The 17,534-nt window shown below is 65.0% G+C and carries 10 protein-coding genes and 2 pseudogenes; 8 read left to right on the top strand and 4 right to left on the bottom strand.

Translation table 11 applies throughout. From position 1 onward, the window contains the following. Window positions 1–3: 3 nt before the first annotated feature. Window positions 4–801, bottom strand: a complete 798-nt coding sequence (locus tag D7Y04_RS28920) for a phytanoyl-CoA dioxygenase family protein (RefSeq protein ID WP_121761530.1) — start codon at window positions 799–801, stop codon at window positions 4–6. A 126-nt stretch (window positions 802–927) separates the two neighbouring features. Here D7Y04_RS28920 and D7Y04_RS28915 point away from each other — a divergent pair, with 126 nt between their 5' ends. The 8 genes from D7Y04_RS28915 (at window position 928) to D7Y04_RS44140 (ending at window position 15,067) form a co-directional block, all read left to right on the top strand. Continuing rightward, complete coding sequence (locus D7Y04_RS28915; RefSeq protein ID WP_121761373.1) at window positions 928–1,890, top strand: alpha/beta fold hydrolase; 963 nt, start codon at window positions 928–930, stop codon at window positions 1,888–1,890. Between the two features lie 160 nt (window positions 1,891–2,050). Then, window positions 2,051–3,889 carry a lamin tail domain-containing protein gene (locus D7Y04_RS28910; RefSeq protein ID WP_121761372.1) on the top strand — a complete coding sequence of 613 codons (1,839 nt, stop codon included), beginning with the start codon at window positions 2,051–2,053 and terminating at the stop codon, window positions 3,887–3,889. A gap of 86 nt (window positions 3,890–3,975) precedes the next feature. Beyond that, window positions 3,976–4,761, top strand: coding sequence for an exodeoxyribonuclease III (locus tag D7Y04_RS28905; RefSeq protein WP_121761371.1), 786 nt, complete (start codon window positions 3,976–3,978; stop codon window positions 4,759–4,761). Window positions 4,762–4,789: 28 nt separating this feature from the next. Next, window positions 4,790–5,569, top strand: a complete 780-nt coding sequence (locus tag D7Y04_RS28900; protein WP_120599323.1) for a 1-acyl-sn-glycerol-3-phosphate acyltransferase — start codon at window positions 4,790–4,792, stop codon at window positions 5,567–5,569. 150 nt (window positions 5,570–5,719) lie between these two features. Further along, the gene (locus D7Y04_RS28895) at window positions 5,720–7,291 is read left to right on the top strand and encodes an ATPase domain-containing protein (protein WP_121761370.1); all 1,572 of its coding nucleotides are present in this window, start codon (window positions 5,720–5,722) and stop codon (window positions 7,289–7,291) included. Between the two features lie 2 nt (window positions 7,292–7,293). Further along, window positions 7,294–7,662: a response regulator gene (locus D7Y04_RS28890; RefSeq protein ID WP_120599321.1), complete on the top strand. Its 369-nt coding sequence runs from the start codon at window positions 7,294–7,296 to the stop codon at window positions 7,660–7,662. Window positions 7,663–9,485: 1,823 nt separating this feature from the next. After that, window positions 9,486–14,765, top strand: coding sequence for an RHS repeat-associated core domain-containing protein (locus D7Y04_RS45225; protein ID WP_199749748.1), 5,280 nt, complete (start codon window positions 9,486–9,488; stop codon window positions 14,763–14,765). 62 nt (window positions 14,766–14,827) lie between these two features. Beyond that, on the top strand, window positions 14,828–15,067 hold the full coding sequence (locus tag D7Y04_RS44140) for a hypothetical protein (RefSeq protein ID WP_158627604.1): 240 nt from the start codon (window positions 14,828–14,830) through the stop codon (window positions 15,065–15,067). Between the two features lie 40 nt (window positions 15,068–15,107). Here the strand turns inward: D7Y04_RS44140 and D7Y04_RS45865 are convergent. From D7Y04_RS45865 to D7Y04_RS28865, 3 genes and pseudogenes are all read right to left on the bottom strand, one after another. Beyond that, a pseudogene (locus tag D7Y04_RS45865) lies at window positions 15,108–15,839 on the bottom strand (IS5 family transposase); the annotation flags it as partial. A gap of 238 nt (window positions 15,840–16,077) precedes the next feature. Next, a pseudogene (locus D7Y04_RS28870) lies at window positions 16,078–16,437 on the bottom strand (transposase); the annotation flags it as partial. A 21-nt stretch (window positions 16,438–16,458) separates the two neighbouring features. Then, a partial coding sequence (locus D7Y04_RS28865; RefSeq protein ID WP_121761366.1) for an IS66 family transposase occupies window positions 16,459–17,534 on the bottom strand: 1,076 nt, incomplete at its 5' end.

Genomic DNA, 17,534 nt, shown 5'->3' with positions numbered 1-17,534 from the left:
CTTTCAGCCGCCGCGCACCGGGTGACGGAACATCGGAGGGAACACGCGCGGGGCCTTCTTCTTGCGCACGCAGGTGGTGTCCGCGCTCATGTAACAGGCGGAGAACGCGCGCCGCCGCTGTCCGGGCCTGCCGCGACCGGAGCGGTGCCAGACGTGGTTGTGCACGAGCAGCGCCTCTCCGGCCCGCACCGGCAGGGGCACCACGTGTCCTTCCGCGTCCGCCGCCTCCACGCGGTCCGGAGGAATCACTCCGCCCAGTGACGTCACCAGTCCCGCGCGGTGGCTGCCCGGAATCACCTCCAGACATCCGCCGCCCTCCGGCGCGTCATCCAGCGCGGTCCAGATTTGAAGGTCCGGTTCGCGCGTGAGGCCCCACAGCTTTCCGCCGTCCTGGTGGAAGGGCAGGTTGCTGCCGCCCGCGGGGCCCTTGTGGAAGAGGATGGCGCGGTACAGGACGATGTCGCCGGGGATGCGCGCGCGGGTGATCCGCTCGAACAGCGGGTTCTCCATCCACTCGAGGAAGCACGGATCCTTCTCCAGCTTCTCCAGCTTGCGGTAGTCCAGGGACGGGCCCTGCCAGCCCAGCCCCAGGGGCGCGTCCTCGTAGCGGCCGGTGGTGGCGTCCGGCTGGAAGAACATCCCCGGGTACACCACGCGGCCGAGCATCAGGTCGTCAGCCCGCTCGCGCAGGGCCTCCACGCCCGCGTCGTCCAGCACCCGGCCCAGGCGCGCGAAGCCGTGCGCCTCGTAGTGGGCGAGCACGGCCGCCACGTCCAACCCTTCCGCCTCCACGCTGAGCATCGCGCGCACCATTGCCTGGAGGACCGGGCGCGTCCAGCCCGGCCTGCGCGGACAGGAGAGGGCGCACTCGTGGGAGGGGCTGTCGGCCCTTGCACCCGCGCCTGCCCGGCCGCATGGTGGGCAGGGATGCCCTACCGTCGCGCCACGCACCTCGTCTCCGCCCCGGATGGCACTCGGGTGGCGGTCCACACCCACAGCTCGGGCAAGCCGGAGGAAGGCCGCGATGCCGCGCTCGCGGACCGCTCCACGGTGTTGCTGACCAACGGCATTGGCACGTCGGAGAACTTCTGGCGCCACATCGTCGCCGACCTGGAGCAGGACCACCGCGTGGTGCACTGGGACTACCGCGGCCACGGCATGAGCGAGGAGTCGCGCGACAACGACTACCGCGTCCAGGTGCACGTGGACGACCTGGAGCGCGTCACCGAAGCGGCCATGGCGCGCGGCGACGGCAAGCCCCCGCACCACATCGCCTTCTCCATGGGCGTGCGCATCCTGCTGGAGCTCTACCGCCGCCGGCCGGACCTGGTGCCGTCCATGACGCTCATCGCGGGGACGCCGGGCGTGCCGGGCTCGGCGGATCCGCGCTGGGGATCCCGCTTCGTGTTGTCCGCCGCGAAGGGAGTGCTGGCCGCGGGGACGCCCTGGGTGCCGGTGGTGGCGCCCGCGGTGAAGGCCTTCCTCGCCACCCCGCTGGCGGATCCGCTGGCGCGGGCCGTGGGCGCGCTGCGGCCCCGGGCTCCGCGCGAGGACATCGCCGAGTTCCTGGACGCGCTCTACCACATGAGCGCGCAGGCCTATTGGCGCACGCTGCGAGGCCTCACGGAGGGCCACGCCTGGGACGTCCTCCCCTCCATCCGGGTGCCCGTGCTGATCATCGCCGCGAGCGATGACGTCCTCGTGCCCCTGTCGGAAGTGCAGCGGCTGCACCGCGCGCTGCCCCAGGCCTCCTGGCTCCAGGTGGATGACGCCGGCCACGCGGGCCTCCTGGAGGCCGGGACGGAGATTGCCCAGTCCATTCGGGGCTTCCTGGATGCGCATGGATTGGAGGATTCAGCCTCCCCGCAAACCCCCGGGACTCCTGGCTGAAGCCGGGCTGGTCCAGATGACCCATCCGCACTGCCAGGTCTTGAGAAATCCGTGACCCGGAAGGTTCCATGGCCGTGAGCCAGAAGTCACCGGGAGGGGTTTGCGTCGGCCTGTAATTTTGTGGTTTGTGAGGAGGCTCAGTACTCAACACGGAGTCTCCATGTCCTGGTCTTCCCGGCACCTGCTGGTCCCTTTGTCAGCGGTGCTGTTGGTGTTGTCGGCGTGCGGTGGTGATGACGACAAGAACCCTGTCTGCGGCAACGGCATCATCGAGAGTGGCGAGGCGTGCGACGACGGCAACCGCGTCGAAGGCGACCGCTGCAACAACAGCTGTCAGGTGACCACGCCCACAACCGACGCGGGCACCAACACTGACGCTGGCACCGAGACGGACGCCGGCACGGAGACGGACGCGGGCACCGAGACGGACGCCGGCACGACCACCGACGCGGGCACTGAGACGGACGCCGGCACGACCACCGACGCGGGCACGGAGACGGACGCCGGCACGACCACCGACGCGGGCACTGAGACGGACGCCGGCACGACCACCGACGCGGGAACCGAGACGGACGCCGGCACGGTGACGGACGGCGGCTCCGGCCCGGTCGACGCGGGCACGGACGCGGGCACCGAGACGGACGCGGGCACCATCGACGCGGGCACGGACGCCGGCACGGAGACGGACGCGGGCACCATCGACGCGGGCACGGATGCCGGCACGGAGACGGACGGCGGCGCCACGGACGGCGGCCCGGCTCCGGACGCGGGCACGGGCACCGACGCGGGCACGGGCACCGACGCGGGCACCACGGCGACGCTGAGCGCGCTGGAGCCGGCCGCGGTCTTCGCGCGCTCGGGCACCACGGGTGAGACGATTCCGGAGCCGCTCGCGGTGTCGCTGAGCGCCGAGGCCACCACGGACGTCGTGGTCCAGGTCTCCTCGTCCAGCCCCTCGATCGTCATCGCCAACAACGGCCAGGTGACGGTGCCCGCGGGCTCGCGCTCTGCGGCGATCATCGTGACGGCGAACGACGCGGCGGGCTCCGCCAAGGCGACGCTGACGGCCACGCTGGGGGGTGACTCGCGCACCGCCACCGTGCGCGTGCTCGGTGCGACGGAAGCGGCCTCGCTGGCGTTCCTGTCGCCGGAGACGGTGTCCCTGGCCGCCGGTCAGACGGCCAACGTCACCGTGACGCTCGACATCCCTGCCGCGGCGGCCACGTCCGTGGCGCTGTCCACGACGGGCAACGTGGGCTCCGTGCCGGCCACCGTGACCATCCCGGCCAACGAGCTCTCCGCGAAGTTCGTCTTCACCGCCGGCGCGGCCGGTTCGACGGGCACCATCGTGGCCACGCTCAACGGCCAGTCCGTGTCCGCCCAGGCGCAGATCACCGCCGCCCCCACGACGAACCACGTCGTCATCAGTGAGGTCGCCGCCGCGGGCCCGGCCTCCGGCACCACTGGCGACAACGACGAGTTCGTCGAGCTCTACAACCCGACGAACGCGGAGGTGAACATCGGAGGCTGGAAGCTCCAGTACAAGAAGGCCGTGGATGGCACCTACACCGGCAGCTACACGTTGCCGACGACCGCCCGCATCGCGGCCCATGGCTTCTTCCTGATCGCCCGGGACACCTACCAGGGCACCGTGACGCCCGACGCGAAGTGGGGCACGGGCATCACCATGGCCGCGGGTGGCGGGCACGTGCGCATCGGACCCAACTCGCTCACCGCAGCCCTCGCGGATCCCAACGTCGTGGACAAGCTGGGTTACGGCACGGGTGACAATCCTGAAGGCGAGGCCATCACGACCACGCCCGCCAAGGCCGGCAGCTACGAGCGCAGGGCCAACGCCGGCTCGTCCGCCGCGACCATGGAGAGCGGTGTGGACGCGACGAAGGGCAACAGCCAGGACACGGACGTGAACAGCGCGGACTTCATCCTCCGCACCACGCGCGGCCCGCAGAACAAGGCGAGCGGCACGGAAACGCCTTGACGCACTGAGCAGTGAACGGCCCCCACCGTCCGTCCAGGAACGGTGGGGGCTGGAAATACCCGCGCGCTTTCGCCATAAGCGGGGGCGTGCGAGTCGTCTCCTGGAACGTCAACGGTCTGCGCTCCATCCACCGCAAGGGTTTCCTCCCGTGGCTGTCCAAGGCCCGGGCGGACATCGTGGGGCTGCAGGAGGTGCGCGCCCGCGTGGAGCAACTCCCCGCGGAGGTGCGCGCCCCCCGCCGTTGGAAGACCCACTTCGTGGCCGCGGAGCGCCCCGGCTACAGCGGCGTGGGCCTCTTCAGCCGCCACGAACCGGACGACCTCACCACCACCCTGGACGCGCCGGAGATGGACGCGGAGGGCCGCCTCCAGTTCGCCCGCTACGGCAAGCTCACCGTGGTCAACGGCTACTTCCCCAACGGCAACGGGAAGGACCGGGACCTCTCCCGCATCCCCTTCAAGCTGGACTTCTACCGCCGCCTCTTCGCGCGCCTGGAGAAGCCCCTGCGCGACAAAGAGCGCGTGCTGGTGATGGGGGACTTCAACACCGCCCACCGCGACATCGACCTGGCGCGCCCGCGCGAGAACCGCGAGACGAGCGGCTTCCGCCCGGAGGAGCGCGAGGAGTTCGACCGGTGGATCCGCGCGGGCTGGGTGGACACCTTCCGCCACTTCAACGCGGAGGGCGGACACTACTCCTGGTGGAGCCAGCGCGCCGGCGTGCGCGAGAAGAACATCGGCTGGCGCATCGACTACGTGCTTGCCACCCCCGCGGCGCTCGCCTTCGTGAAGAAGGCCTCCGTGCACTCGGACGTCCACGGGTCGGATCACTGCCCGGTGAGCGTGGATCTGGACTCCGCGGTCCTCACCTGAACCCCCTCATGCCCAAGGGACACCCCTCATGAACGCACTGCTCTCCATCTGGACCTGGCTCGAGGTGGCCCTCGTCGCCCTGGTGGGCTTCTTCATCCAACTCACCCTGTTCATCCTCACGTTCCTGTTCGACAAGCGCCGCTACGTGGCGGGCCGCTGCTTCCGTTTGGTGGGTGTCACCGCCGCGAAGCTCACGCCGTTCTGGCGCTTTGGCGTGCATGGGAACGTGCCGGACCGCGTGGCGCCCAACACCGTGGTGGTGAGCAACCACGAGTCCAACGCGGACTGCTTCCTCATCTCCTTCCTGCCGTGGGAGATGAAGTGGCTGGGCAAGCGGAGCCTCTTCAAGGTGCCCGTGGTGGGCTGGATGATGAGCCTCGCCGGGGACGTCTCGGTGGAGCGCGGCGACCGCGACTCGGCCACCGGCGCCATGGCGCGCTGCAAGGAGTGGATGCTCAAGGGGATGCCGGTGATGATCTTCCCGGAGGGCACGCGCTCCAAGACGGATGAGCTGCTGCCGTTCAAGGACGGCGCCTTCCGGCTCGCCATCGAGATGCAGGCGGACGTGCTGCCCCTGGCGGTGAGCGGCACGCGGCTCGCGCTGCCCAAGCACTCGTGGCGCTTCGCCACGTCGCGCGGGCTGGTGACGGTGGGCACGCCCATCTCCACCAAGGGGATGACGATGGACGACGTGGAGTCGCTCAAGAACCAGGCGCGCGCCCAGATTGAAGCCCTGCGCGCTTCGCTCAAGCCGCTGACGGGGGGCTCGGCCTCCGTGTCGGCGGCGGACGCCAACGCCGCCCGCTGAGCGGCCGGCGGGCCGGGGCATGCGTGTTTGTCCAGGAACGCACGCTGCCCAGATTGTTGAGCCTTCAATCAAGGTCTGGACTATGGAGTCCACCCGGGGCCGGTTCTCTCGGTCCGGCTCGGCGCCTGGCGCCCAGGAAGGAAGCGCGTGATGACGCCGGGCGGTCCACGTGAAGAGCAGCGGGTGTCCACGGGCATTCCCGGTCTGGACACCGTGCTGTGCGGCGGCCTGCGCAAGGGCCGCATGTACATGGTCCTGGGCCTGCCGGGCGCGGGCAAGACCATCCTCGCCAACCAGATCTGCTTCCATCAGGCGGCCCAGGGCCACCGGGTCCTCTACCTCACGCTCCTGGCCGAGTCGCACACGGAGCTGGTGAGCAACCTCCAGACGCTGTCGTTCTTCGACCCGGCCTGCGTGCCGGGGAAGATCAGCTACCTGAGCGCCTTCACCATCCTGGAGCAGGGCGGGCTGGAAGCGCTCGCGGAGCTGATCCGCAAGGAGATCAAGGCGCACAAGGCCTCGCTGCTCGTGCTGGATGGACTGCTGGCGGCGGAGGAGCTGGCGCCGTCGCGGCAGGCCCTCAAGAAGTTCATCCACGGCCTCCAGGTCGTGACGGGCCTCATCGGCTGCACCACGGTGGTGCTCACCACCGGGGGCGACAAGGGCCTGCGCGCGGAGCACACCATGGTGGACGGCCTGTTGGTGCTCCAGCAGAAGAACTTCGGAGTGCGCACCCTGCGCGAGCTGCGCGTGAGCAAGTTCCGGGGCAGCGCGTACAAGCTGGGGCAGCACGGCTTCGAGATCACCGGTGACGGCCTCACCGTCTATCCCCGTCTGGAGTCCATGGTGGACGGCAACCTGGTGCCCGGCGCGGGGAAGCGCGATCGCGACGCCTTCGGTGTGGCCGGCCTGGACTCGATGCTCAAGGGGGGCGTGCCCTCGGGCTCCACCACCATCCTCCTGGGGCCTCCGGGCAGCGGCAAGACGCTGCTGGGCCTGTGCTTCCTGGCGGAAGGCGCCCGCCAGGGGGAGCGCAGCCACTACTTCGCCTTCTACGACGCGCCGGAGCGGATGCTCGCGCAGGCTGCGGGCGTGGGCCTGCACCTGCAGCCCCTGATGGAGCGCGGGGACCTGGAGGTGAGCTTCCGGCCGCCCACGGAGAACATCCTCGACAAGCTGGGCACGGAGCTGTTGACCATCGTGCGCAGCGGCCGGGTGCGCCGCATCTTCCTGGACGGCTACGAAGCGCTCCGCCGCGCCTCCACGCGCAATTCGCGGGTGGCGCGCTTCCTGGCGGCGCTCGTCAACGAGTGCCGGGTGCGCGAGGTGACCCTCGTCTACACCGCCGAGGCCACTTCCGCCTTCGGCCCGGAGGTGAAGTTCCCGCTCAAGGGCATCTCCATGGTGGCGGAGAACATCCTGTTCCTGCGCATGGTGGAACTGCACTCCGGGCTGCGTCGCTTCATCGCGGCGCTCAAGGTGCGCAACAGCGCCTACGATCCCGCCCTTCGCGAGCTGGAGATCACGAACAAGGGACTCAAGGTCGGCGAGCCCTTCGCGGAAGGGCAGATGTTGATGACGGGGCTCGCGCGTACGCGGACTCCGGATCCGACCCCCTTGCCGAAGCCGCGCAGCAAACCGCGCGCGGGCAACAGGTCTACCGCCAAGGCGGGGACACCGTCGAAGCCGCGCCGCAACGTCCGCAAGCGCCGAGGCACTTGACCATGGGGCCCGTCCTCATCGTCGACGACGAGTTCGGCATCGTGGAGGCCGTCCGGGACCTCCTGTCCGACGAAGGCTACCGCACGGCCACGGCGCTCAATGGCCGCGAGGCCCTGGAGAGGATGCGCCAGGAGCGCCCGTCGATGATCCTGCTCGACTACATGATGCCGGTGCTCAACGGGCCCGGGGTACTGGAGTCCATGCAGAAGGACCCGGCGCTGCGCGACGTCCCGGTGGTGATGATGAGTGCCAGCCCGCCGGACTTCTGGCAGCACCTGCCGTGCGCGGGCTTTTTGCCCAAGCCCTTCGACATCGAGCAATTGCTTGGCATGGTCCGGCGCATGGTCGGTCCGCCGCCAGTGACGCACTGACGGATCGCCTGGGGTCAAGGAGAGGCAGGACTCAGGACTGGCCGTGAGCCTTTCTGTCGCCGGCAGTGTCTGTCCATGTTCTTGACAGTCAACTTGGATTTCCTCTAAGTCGATCTGTTGAGGGTGTGACATTCCGAACTGTCGGCGCCCTCGAATCCATTTCTGACCAGGAAGGCGTCTTGAAAGTCCTTTGGCGTGTGAAGCCCCTTGCATCCTGGCTTGTGGGGGGGGCATTGGCAGGCCTCCTGGCGTGTAGTGCGGAGCAGGTTCCTTCCCCTGTCGAAGCGCCATCGCCCGTTCTGGGCGAGCATCGCACGGCACTTGCCGAGGCCGCTTTGAAGGCGGTTGGCGAGGAATGCAATCGGTACGGCGCTTCCGAATGCAAGTCCGGCCTCTGCCTGCATTCAGGCGCCTCGCCCGATGAAGGCTACTTTTGCAGCCAGAAGTGCGTTGCTGCGTCGGAGTGTCCTGCCCGATGGAAGTGCGCACAGGTCCATCCCTCTGCTGAGGCACGCGTCTGCGTTCCGCCCGTGGACTGGAATCCCTTGTCAATTCCCTCTCGCGGCTGAGTTGAATGTCTTTCCATTTCTGAAGAGCCCTTTCCGCCGGAGGCGGCGATGTCTTTGTCTGTCCGGATATTGTTGTGTGTCCTTTGCTTGGTTTCCTGGAGAGTGGCGGAGGCTGCTCCCACGTGCTCCTCTGGTGACACCACTTCATGCACCACCAGTGGGGGGTGCATGGGCATCAAGCAGTGCTCGGCGCCTCCTGGAGACGTAGGAGAGTGGGGCGAATGCATGGCCGGCACCCAGCCCCAGGCCTGCGGCACATGTGGCGCGGGTGGTACTGCAATGTGCCTGGATGGTGAGAACCTGGGGCCCTGCCAGCCCGCCACTGCGCAGGCAATCGATGTCTGCGGCAATGCATGTGACGATGACCGCGACGGCGAGATTGATGAAGGGTGCGCCGGAAGTTCCACGTTCGACTACTGCGAGCGTCAGCCAAGCGGTGCCTATGTTCGCTGGACATGTGGCTGCGGTGACGGGCTGAACGTCGGCTACTGCCTGGGATCCAGTGACTCGCAAGCGTCCTGCAGCAGCCCGAATGGGTGCCTCAAAGCGCCCATGTTTGGCGCCTACGGCAACATCCAGGCGGGAGGCAATTATCAGTGCTGCGTGTCGAGCAAGTCGTGCGATACGGAGGGCTACGTCACAGGTGGATTGCACTGCGCCTCTTTGGATTCCCAGAACTTTGAATGTACGCCGGGTTCATCCTGTGACGACAGCAACGCTTGCGGAAATACATGCGTAGGAATCAAGCCCATGATCAACGTGCTGACGGGGGCGCGTACCGTCAGTGGTGCCTACTGTGCGGCAGGTTCGGTGTGTGCCAATGCTCAAGGCGGGTTTGGTAGTCCTGGATCGAATGTAAGTGCAAGCGCCCAGGATGATGACTGCGGGAGTCAGACTCACCCAGATGGAACTCCTATCGCGGGAATCCACGGCTGTGGTGGTGCTCCACGCGTAGAAGGGACTCCGATCCCCGGATTCACCTTGGCAGTGCCTCCTCGTGAGCACCTGCCAGGCTCAGGTGAGCCAGGCCGAGCCGGCGGAGGGCGAGGAGTCGGAAGTGGCGGGAGTAGTGGCAGTGATAATGACGATGACACTACTGAAGAACCAGACCCCACAGAAGATGTCTGCAAGACACCTGCTAGCTCAGTTGCCGGAGCCGGTGTTTCCGCGATGGCGTCTCCGCGCGTAAACTTGAAGGATTTTACGACGCGATACACCCACACGGACGTGGGGCTTCATGGCGATCTCGGTGGAATGAACTTCGTGCGTAAGTACGTCTCCACCGACAACTTCTGGTCATATCAATCCATGTTGGGCGAAGGTAATGAGCCCTTCTTGCCGAAGCCTTTCGGCTCCAGTCCAAGTCGACGCACCTCGCTCCGTTGGTGGCACACACTCTATAGCTTTATCTACGTCAAGGGGACGATTCCGGGGGTCAGCACCTGGGCGGTGCGCGATGCCGAAGGAGAGGTGTTGGAGTTTGCCGCATGCAACCCCTCTGGGGCTGGGTGTTTTGCTGCGCCGCGAGTTACGAGCCGCTGGTCCAATGCAAGCCTCTACCGAGCGGCGGATGGCACGTTCGTCCTCGTAAAGCCGGGTGAAGGCCGCTTCGTCTATGCCTCTAAGTGGATGGCGAATGGAGTCGTGAGCCGGTACTTCCTGACACGTGTAGAGGAAGACCGCCTGGCCGGGACTCCTCGTGTCCGGTTCAGTTTGGGGTACGCAACGCCTACGAACGTCGCCATCTCCTGCCCCGGCGCGAGTGCATTGGGCAATGGCGTGCCCTATCTGTCGACGGTGACTACGGAGGAGGGCGGCACGCTTCGGTTGGTCTATCGACAGATCGATGCGAAGCTTCCCGGTCCTTTTTATGAGTGTGTGATCAAGCAGCTCGTCCTGAGGACGAACCCGAACGCCGACTCTGTCGAGAGTCCACAGGAGTCGGTTGTCGCTGAATACAAGTACCCGTTGCTGCCTGATTTGGAGACCGCAGGCCTTCTCGCGGGGGTTGACTACCCTGAGACTGGTGACAGTGTCAGTTACACGGACACCACCACCTCTTCGGCGCAGTCAACGAGTTGGAAGGTTTCGGTCAATCAGTTGATCCTGAAAGAGCACCAGTACCAAGCAGGGAAGATTACCGCGATGGGCGGCGGGTCGACTTCCGCTGTGGCGATGAGCGCGGGGACCGGGAACTGTGATGGGCCTGATGCGATGGGGTCCGGTAGTGGCTGCACTCCTCCTGCCGCAGAAGCCTTGACGGCCCCTTCGGGAGACTCGTCGGGAAGTTCAGTGCAATACCGCCGTACATTCGTTCCGCGCTCTTCTCCTTACGCCCCTCATGCCCTTTTGAGTTCCGTTCGGGATATCTGCCTGCCGGAGACGGGTAACTGCATCAGTTTTGCTGAGGGGTACATCGCCTATAGCTATGCGACACCGCCGGACGGGACTCTGTATCTCCAGTCCGCTCGGAACAAGTTGGGGCGCTATGCTGTCACCAACAAGTCTTTTGCTGCGGCCGGCACGCAGTCGGTTCCAGGAGTTGTCAGCCCCGAGAGCCATGTGTCACGAGTCGTCGGCCAGGACCTGTCTGGTAGCAATGGCATTCCAGGCGTAACAACGGATTACGTCTATGCCAGCTTTCCATCGGGGGCGACAGCCAATCCCTGGAAACCGGTGCGGTACACCACGGATACAGTTCCCTCTGTCATTCAGTCGGGCGCCGTGGCGGTGACTCGCACTGCGTATGACGAAACAACTCGGTTCCAGAAATCAGTCATCCGATCAGGCTATACCCAGGTCTTCAATTCCACGAGCGGGACATGGTCGAACGTGCTTCGCCATGTAGGAGTCTTCTATTTCAACCATGGTGGATGTTTTGGCGAGCCAGATAATGGGGATACCCGCCTGAAGGAGGTCCATGGCCCATGCTTCGTGGACGGACCGGATGCGACGGATTGTTCGAGCAGTGAGTATCCACTCACCCGCTACCAGTATTATGGGCCCCCGTCCGCCGAACAGAGCGCCAGTGCTGGGCGACTGCAGTCGGTTTCAAAGTTCTATTTTGGATGCTCTGGATATCCTGGACTTACAACAACTTATAGTCAATACGACGCGCGGGGCAACGCAACACAGATTACGTCGCCGCATGGCGTGGTGACGACGCTTCAGTACCAGGGCGGTCGTGTTGTCAGTTCGATGAGCCAGGGGTTGGAGACAACCTATCTTTATGATGGGGCGGTACAGCGAGCCTCACGGTTGCCGACAGGCAATTATACGGTCAATTGCTACAGAACGGGGACTCTCGCAGGCCAGGGATGTTCCGGAGGACAGAAGACCACGCTCCTTCAATGGAGTGCGATCGCCAGCGATGAATTGGGGGTCGACTGGAGCGAGAAAATCATCCGGACCTACTGGCCAAACGGTTCGCCGAAGTCAGAAGAGACGCGTTCGCGCCGGAATGGCGCTGAGGAGAGCCGGACGCTCATCACCCGCCACCCAGATCCCCAGGGCCGGGACACCTATTCCAGGATTGGACAGGGACTGGGAAGCATGGCCTCGGTCAAGGGGTTCGATGTCAACAACAACCTCGTTGCGTCCGGGCGCCCATTCAACAGCCCGCCGGACTTCTGCCGAGATCCGAACCTCGCCATTTCTAGCCTTTGTACATCCATGGAGTATGACCCGGCGGACCGACTCACGCGGGTTTCAAGCACCCTATCAGGGCAAACACAGTATTCGAAGTTTGGTTACGACGGTCAGGGAAACGTGGATGACATCCGCATTGGCTGTGAAGTGTCAAAGGGTGGATGTGATATCGACAACTCGTATCAGCATGATGATTTTGGCAGTATTGTCAAGATCCTGCTTCCCCATGCGACGGGCCCGATCATGCTGGAATACGATGCCGCGGGTCAATTGCATATTAAGCAGTCGGCGATGATGCGTCAGTCGGGGGAGTGGATGGAGTATGGCTACGACCTCGTAGGCCGGCCGAAGAGTGCTGCGCGCCGGACGGGAGGAAGCTCTCCCGCGACCGAGGTGCTTTACCAGTTTGGTTATGATGCGGATGCTGTCATGGGGGGCTCCTGCGGCAACAACGAGCTGAACTCTTATGGCCTTCCGCGCTTCCGGGAAGACTCATTCGGGCGCACCTGGTATCGTTACGACACACAGAGGCGGTTGGTGGGTGAGGTGCGACAGCGTCAAGGCATGTCGGACTGCTCCCCTGCGCTCGAAACGCAATACTCGTATGACAGTACAGGGCGCTTGTCGATGGTCCGCTATCCGTATGGCCGCCTCGTGACTTACATCTATGGCGTGGGGGCCAACGCGCATCGTGTGTCCAGCATTGATGTGGGCTTGTTCACAGGCTCGGGCATCCAGACGCGACGACTTGTGAGCAACATTGTCTGGGAGCCATTTGGCGGCCTTCGAGGCTACCAAGCCAATCCCACGGACACTATCTCGCGCGCGGTGGAGTATGCTCTGGGGGACAATGGGGCACAGCCCCCTACGGACTGCTCCGTAGGGTTCCCGTCCGCGTCCGCTTCGGACCTGACAGGGCGGCTGCGCTCGCTCCGGGTGTCCTCAGGTGGGTTCACGCCCGGCACCGGAAGTGGTGACATCTATAAACGTACGTACACCTGGATGGCGGATCAGGTGGTTCGCACGGATACGTGCGTGCTGGGGGCGACCACGCCCAGGACCGAGCTCTTCAACTATGACTCGATGCTGCGGCTGGTTTCCGCGACCCGCCCGCAGGGGAATGATGGGGCAACGGGGGGCTCTTTCCACGATCAGACATTTGGTTATGATTCGCGTGGCAATCGGAGTTCGCTCACTCAGTGGTATGGATCTGAAGTCAATCATTTTGTTTACGATTTGGGACGGCTTGCGGATCGCTTGCTATATACGAAGCCCCAGTCTGATCCGTCCCAGAAGGTCGCTTTTTCCTATGATGCTGACGGGCGAGTCGTGGGGAAGCAGATGGGGCTTTATGTCTCAGGCACTCCAGCCAACGTGATGGACCTGCGCTACAGCCCCTTCGATGCTTCCGAGGGACAGGGATCCGCTCGCGAGTCCGTCTTCCGTGCAGTCCGCGTCAATGGTGCGACTTATAGCTATTTCTACGACGCACTGGGGCGGCGGCGCGCGAAAGTCAATCCCTTCAACCAGCGCGACGAGTTCTTTCATGACACTCGAAGCGAACTCCTGGTTGATCAGGGATGGAGTGATGTCTTCCAATCCACCTTCCGGGTCGTGGACGACTACGTCTGGCTGGGGGGCCGTCCGATCATCCTCCTTCGAGGCAGGCTGGATGCGACCACGGACATTCGTGCGTCCGATGCTACCGCGGACTGCCGTCGCAACGGAGAGGCCGCCGCTTGCGGTATTTACTTCCCCATCATGGACAACGTGGGTAAGCCGGTCGTGATGTTGGATGGTGCGGGACGGGTGTCAGGAGTCGCGGACTACCAGCCTTTCGGTCATGTCAACAGGCTCTCAGTCAAGGACAATACGCTGCATCCGTACAACGACGATGATGGTGAGACGATCTCCAGCTTCGTTCAGCCACCAGAGAATGCACAGGTTCAAGTCCGAGTGCGGCCGTTGTTCCAGTACATGGATACGCATGACAGCGACGACGGAGCTGAACTCTGGGATCCAGATACGGACACCTTGCTGGCCCGGGTAACGGGGCAGGAACTTGGCCGCGTGACGACGCCCTGGCTGCATCCGGCAGCCGGGCGCATCATCCTGAACTTTGTGGCAGGTCCAGCGGATGCTTCGGGGCCGAACGCCTCCAGTGGCATGGCCTTGGAGGGCTACGAGTACCAACGATATCAGACAGGGGCTCAGCCGTTCTGGACGCCGCTGCGCTTCGCCGGGCACTACTACGACGCGGAAACCGATCTCTTTGAGAACCGGAACAGGTACTACGACCCGAGTGTGGGTCGCTACCTTCAGCCAGAGCCCTTGTTGTCAAAGCCAAGCTACGTCGTTGAGGCAGCTCGAAATGCTGGTATGGCTCCGGCTTATTCCTATGCGTTCAATAATCCGGTTGCCTTTGTTGACCCAGATGGCCTTGCTGCCCGCTGTCCGGGAGGCAACTGGGTTGGCGCTCCCCTTTTTCTTTATGAAGCGTCTTACGGTGCTTTTGGAGGAATCGTTTTTGCTGGAATCTACAATTGCACTTCTGCCCCCGTCACTGTAGCTGTTGGCAGCGTTTGCTTGTTTGGGGCGGGAATCAAGGACCTCAAGCCAGCTGCGGTTGCAAAGGCCAAGGGCGGCGGGCTTCATCAAGCTTGCGAGGTGGGAGCTGGAGGGGCGATTAACACCAAGGACGTGGATGACTTCAAGGGATGGAGCTTTGGAGGCTTCGTGACCGTGGGGCCTGCCACTCTCTTTGTCGAAGGTCATGATCCCTTGACCCCAGATACCGCTGGTCTCGTCGTGGGAGTTGGTGGTGGTTTCCCGATAGGTGGCGGCACCTTGGCGTGCGTGACTACCGCGGAGGAGATCTGGAAATGACCGCAAGGCGAATTCCAATGGCGCCCTCCACATTCGGGGAGTGGGCTGGATTGGCTGTCGCGATGATTGGTACCGCTGCTGTTGCAGCGGGCATTGCGAGCAGCAGGGTCTTCAGCGGGGTTCACCTCTTCTGGTATGCATGGGCCGCGCATGTCGCTGTTTTTGTGTTCTACTTGGCAAGGCGTGGTGTCCTGATTCGCCAAGGGCGGGCAGGCATTTTTGGAAAAATTGATCGGCTTGCCCTAGGCGGATTTCGATTGCTTGGATTCACTTCGGCCCTGCTGCTTTTCTTCAGGCGTTGAGCCGAATCGGTGAAGTCGACTGCCTAGGGGCTGTCCCTGATTAACGCAGCCAGAGAAGCATGGAGGCGACGTGGAGGACGGCGAGGTAGCAGGTCGCCGTCTTATCGTAGCGGGTGGCAGCGGCGCGAAAGCGCTTGAGGTCGTGGAAGAAGCACTCCACCCGGTAGCGCAGCCGGTAGAGGGTGCGGTCCAGGGGTGGCGGCTGGTTGCGACTGGGGTGTGGATGGATGACGGGAGTCATCCCCACATTGCGAACGTTGCCGCGAATCCGTTCGGCGTCGTAGCCCGTGTCCGCGATGAAGGCGTTGCCTTCGGCGCGCACCAGTAGCTCCTCGGCCATCGTGGACTCGTGCTGCTGGCCGGGCGTCAGCGCGAGGTAGAGCGGCTTACCGCCCGTCGTTGTGACGGCGTGAACCTTCGTTGAAAAACCTCCTCGAGAACGCCCCAGAGCATTGCTTCGGACCCCCCTTTTCCGCCCGAGGCATCCTGATGTGCCCGGACGACAGAGGCATCCGCGAGCGAGCCGAGCTCATCCACGTCGAGTCGCAGCGCTGTGAAGATGGCTTCCCAGCGTCCGGTTTTCGCCCAGCGGTGAAAGCGGTTGTAGACGGTCTTCCAGTGGCCGAACCTCTCGGGCAGGTCCCGCCACTGCACACCCGTCTTCACGCGCCAGATGACGGCGTTGATGAAGTCGCGGTCCCCACGCTTCGAGGGCGGGCCGCTGCGGGAGCCCAGCAGGGGCTCGATGCGGCTCCACTGGGCATCGCTCAATTCATGTCGGCGCACAGCCAGCGTTGATCATGCCCGACGCTGCCTGGCAACCTCTTGATACACCTCGAAGCCGGGTCCAACCCCAATGCTCGATCCGGCAGGTTGAATTTTCGGACCGGAGATCAGGGACAGCCCCTAGCAGTCTGTTGAAGAAGCCCGGTTTGCTGGCACGAGGCCGGGCTTCTCGTTGAGTTCAATCTCAACCTTGTCATCGGGGGGAGGCGGCGGGCAGTGAGCGCCTATGCGGCGGCCAGCCGTGCCATCCGCACCAGGTTGTACGCGGCGCCCACCAGGTAGGCCGCCAACTCCGTCCGCTCCCTGCCTTTGAAACGCGTCTTGCGGAAGCCGCCCACCGTCTTCATCCAGCCCCACACTTCTTCGATTCGCTTCCGTGCCCGCTGGCTGATGGCGTAGCCGGCGGGCCTCGTCGTACGCTTATCGATGGCCGAGCGGCGCCGAGGGTCCGTCGTCTGCGCAATGTGAGGCGTGACTCCCATGCGCCGACAGTCAGCGACGAAGTCCGCCGTGTCGTAGCCCGTAACCGTCCGGTGGACGTCGTGCCGGGACGCTTGAAGACAGGCCCCGGCCGTGCTCGGCGGGCGCCGCGAGGAGCGAGTTGTTCAGGGACTGAGCTGGAGGGGCGACTCGGGCGGGTCGGCGGTGCGTCGCCGCTTCCACTCGTGAGGTAGCAGCTCACCGATGCACGAGTGGGGATGCGTCTGCACACGCAGCAGCACGTCGGCCAGGTAGTCTTCGGGATTGACTTGGTTGGCCTCGCAGGTGGCGACAAGGGCGTAGAGGCCGGCGAGATTCTCCCCCGCGGCTTCGTGGCCGACGAAGAGGAAATTCTTCCGGCCCAGGGCCGCCTTGCGCAGCGCCGCCTCCGAGCGGTTGTTGTCCAGAGGCAGGCGCGCGTCGGAAGAGAATCGCGTCAGGGCGTCCCATTGCTTCAGGGCGTAGGAGAGGGCCTGGCCCATGGGGCCCTTGGGCAGGTGGCGCGGAGTCTGCGATTCCATCCACGCACGCAGCGCCCAGAGGACGGGGAGACTCCGCTGCTGACGCAGCTCGCGGTGTGCGTCCGTGCGCACGACGGCCGCGTCGCGGGCCAGCGCCTCCACGCGGTAGAGGGCGAGGATGAAGTCCAGGGCCTCGCGGGCCTCGGGCGCGGTGGGGAGCGCCTCGAAGAAGCGGCGTCTGACGTGGGCCCAGCAGCCCACGCGGACGCGCCCCTCGGGCAGCGTCACCGCGTTGTAGCCCGTATAGGCATCCACCACGAGGGCGCCCCGGGTGCCGCCCAGGACTTCCTTGGGCGTCGTGCTGGCCCGGCCCAGGCTGAAGCGGTAGCCCAGCAGCCACTCGCCCGCGGGCGTCTGGGTGAGGAAAGTCCAGAGGTAGCCCTGGCGCGTCTTCTTCACGTCCAGCACGCGAAGCGGCGTCTCGTCGGCCCACACCACCTCGGCGGCGGCAATGACTTGCAAGAGGTGCTGGGACAGAGGCAGCAGCACCGAGGCGGCCTGGTGGAAGAGGTCCGTCAGGGTGCTGCGACTCATGGGCACCCCACCGCGCTCCATCCGCTGGGCCAGCCGGTGCAGTGGCATCGCGTCGGCGCACTTGGAAACCACGACGTGGGCCAGGAAGCCGGGGCCGTACTCGCCCCGGTCCACCACCCGGGCCGGAGGCGGGGCGGTGACGACGC

The organism is Corallococcus sp. AB038B (assembly GCF_003668955.1).
In the GTDB taxonomy this organism is placed as follows: Bacteria; Myxococcota; Myxococcia; order Myxococcales; family Myxococcaceae; genus Corallococcus; species Corallococcus exiguus.
This window is presented reverse-complemented; position numbering and strand designations above follow the sequence as displayed.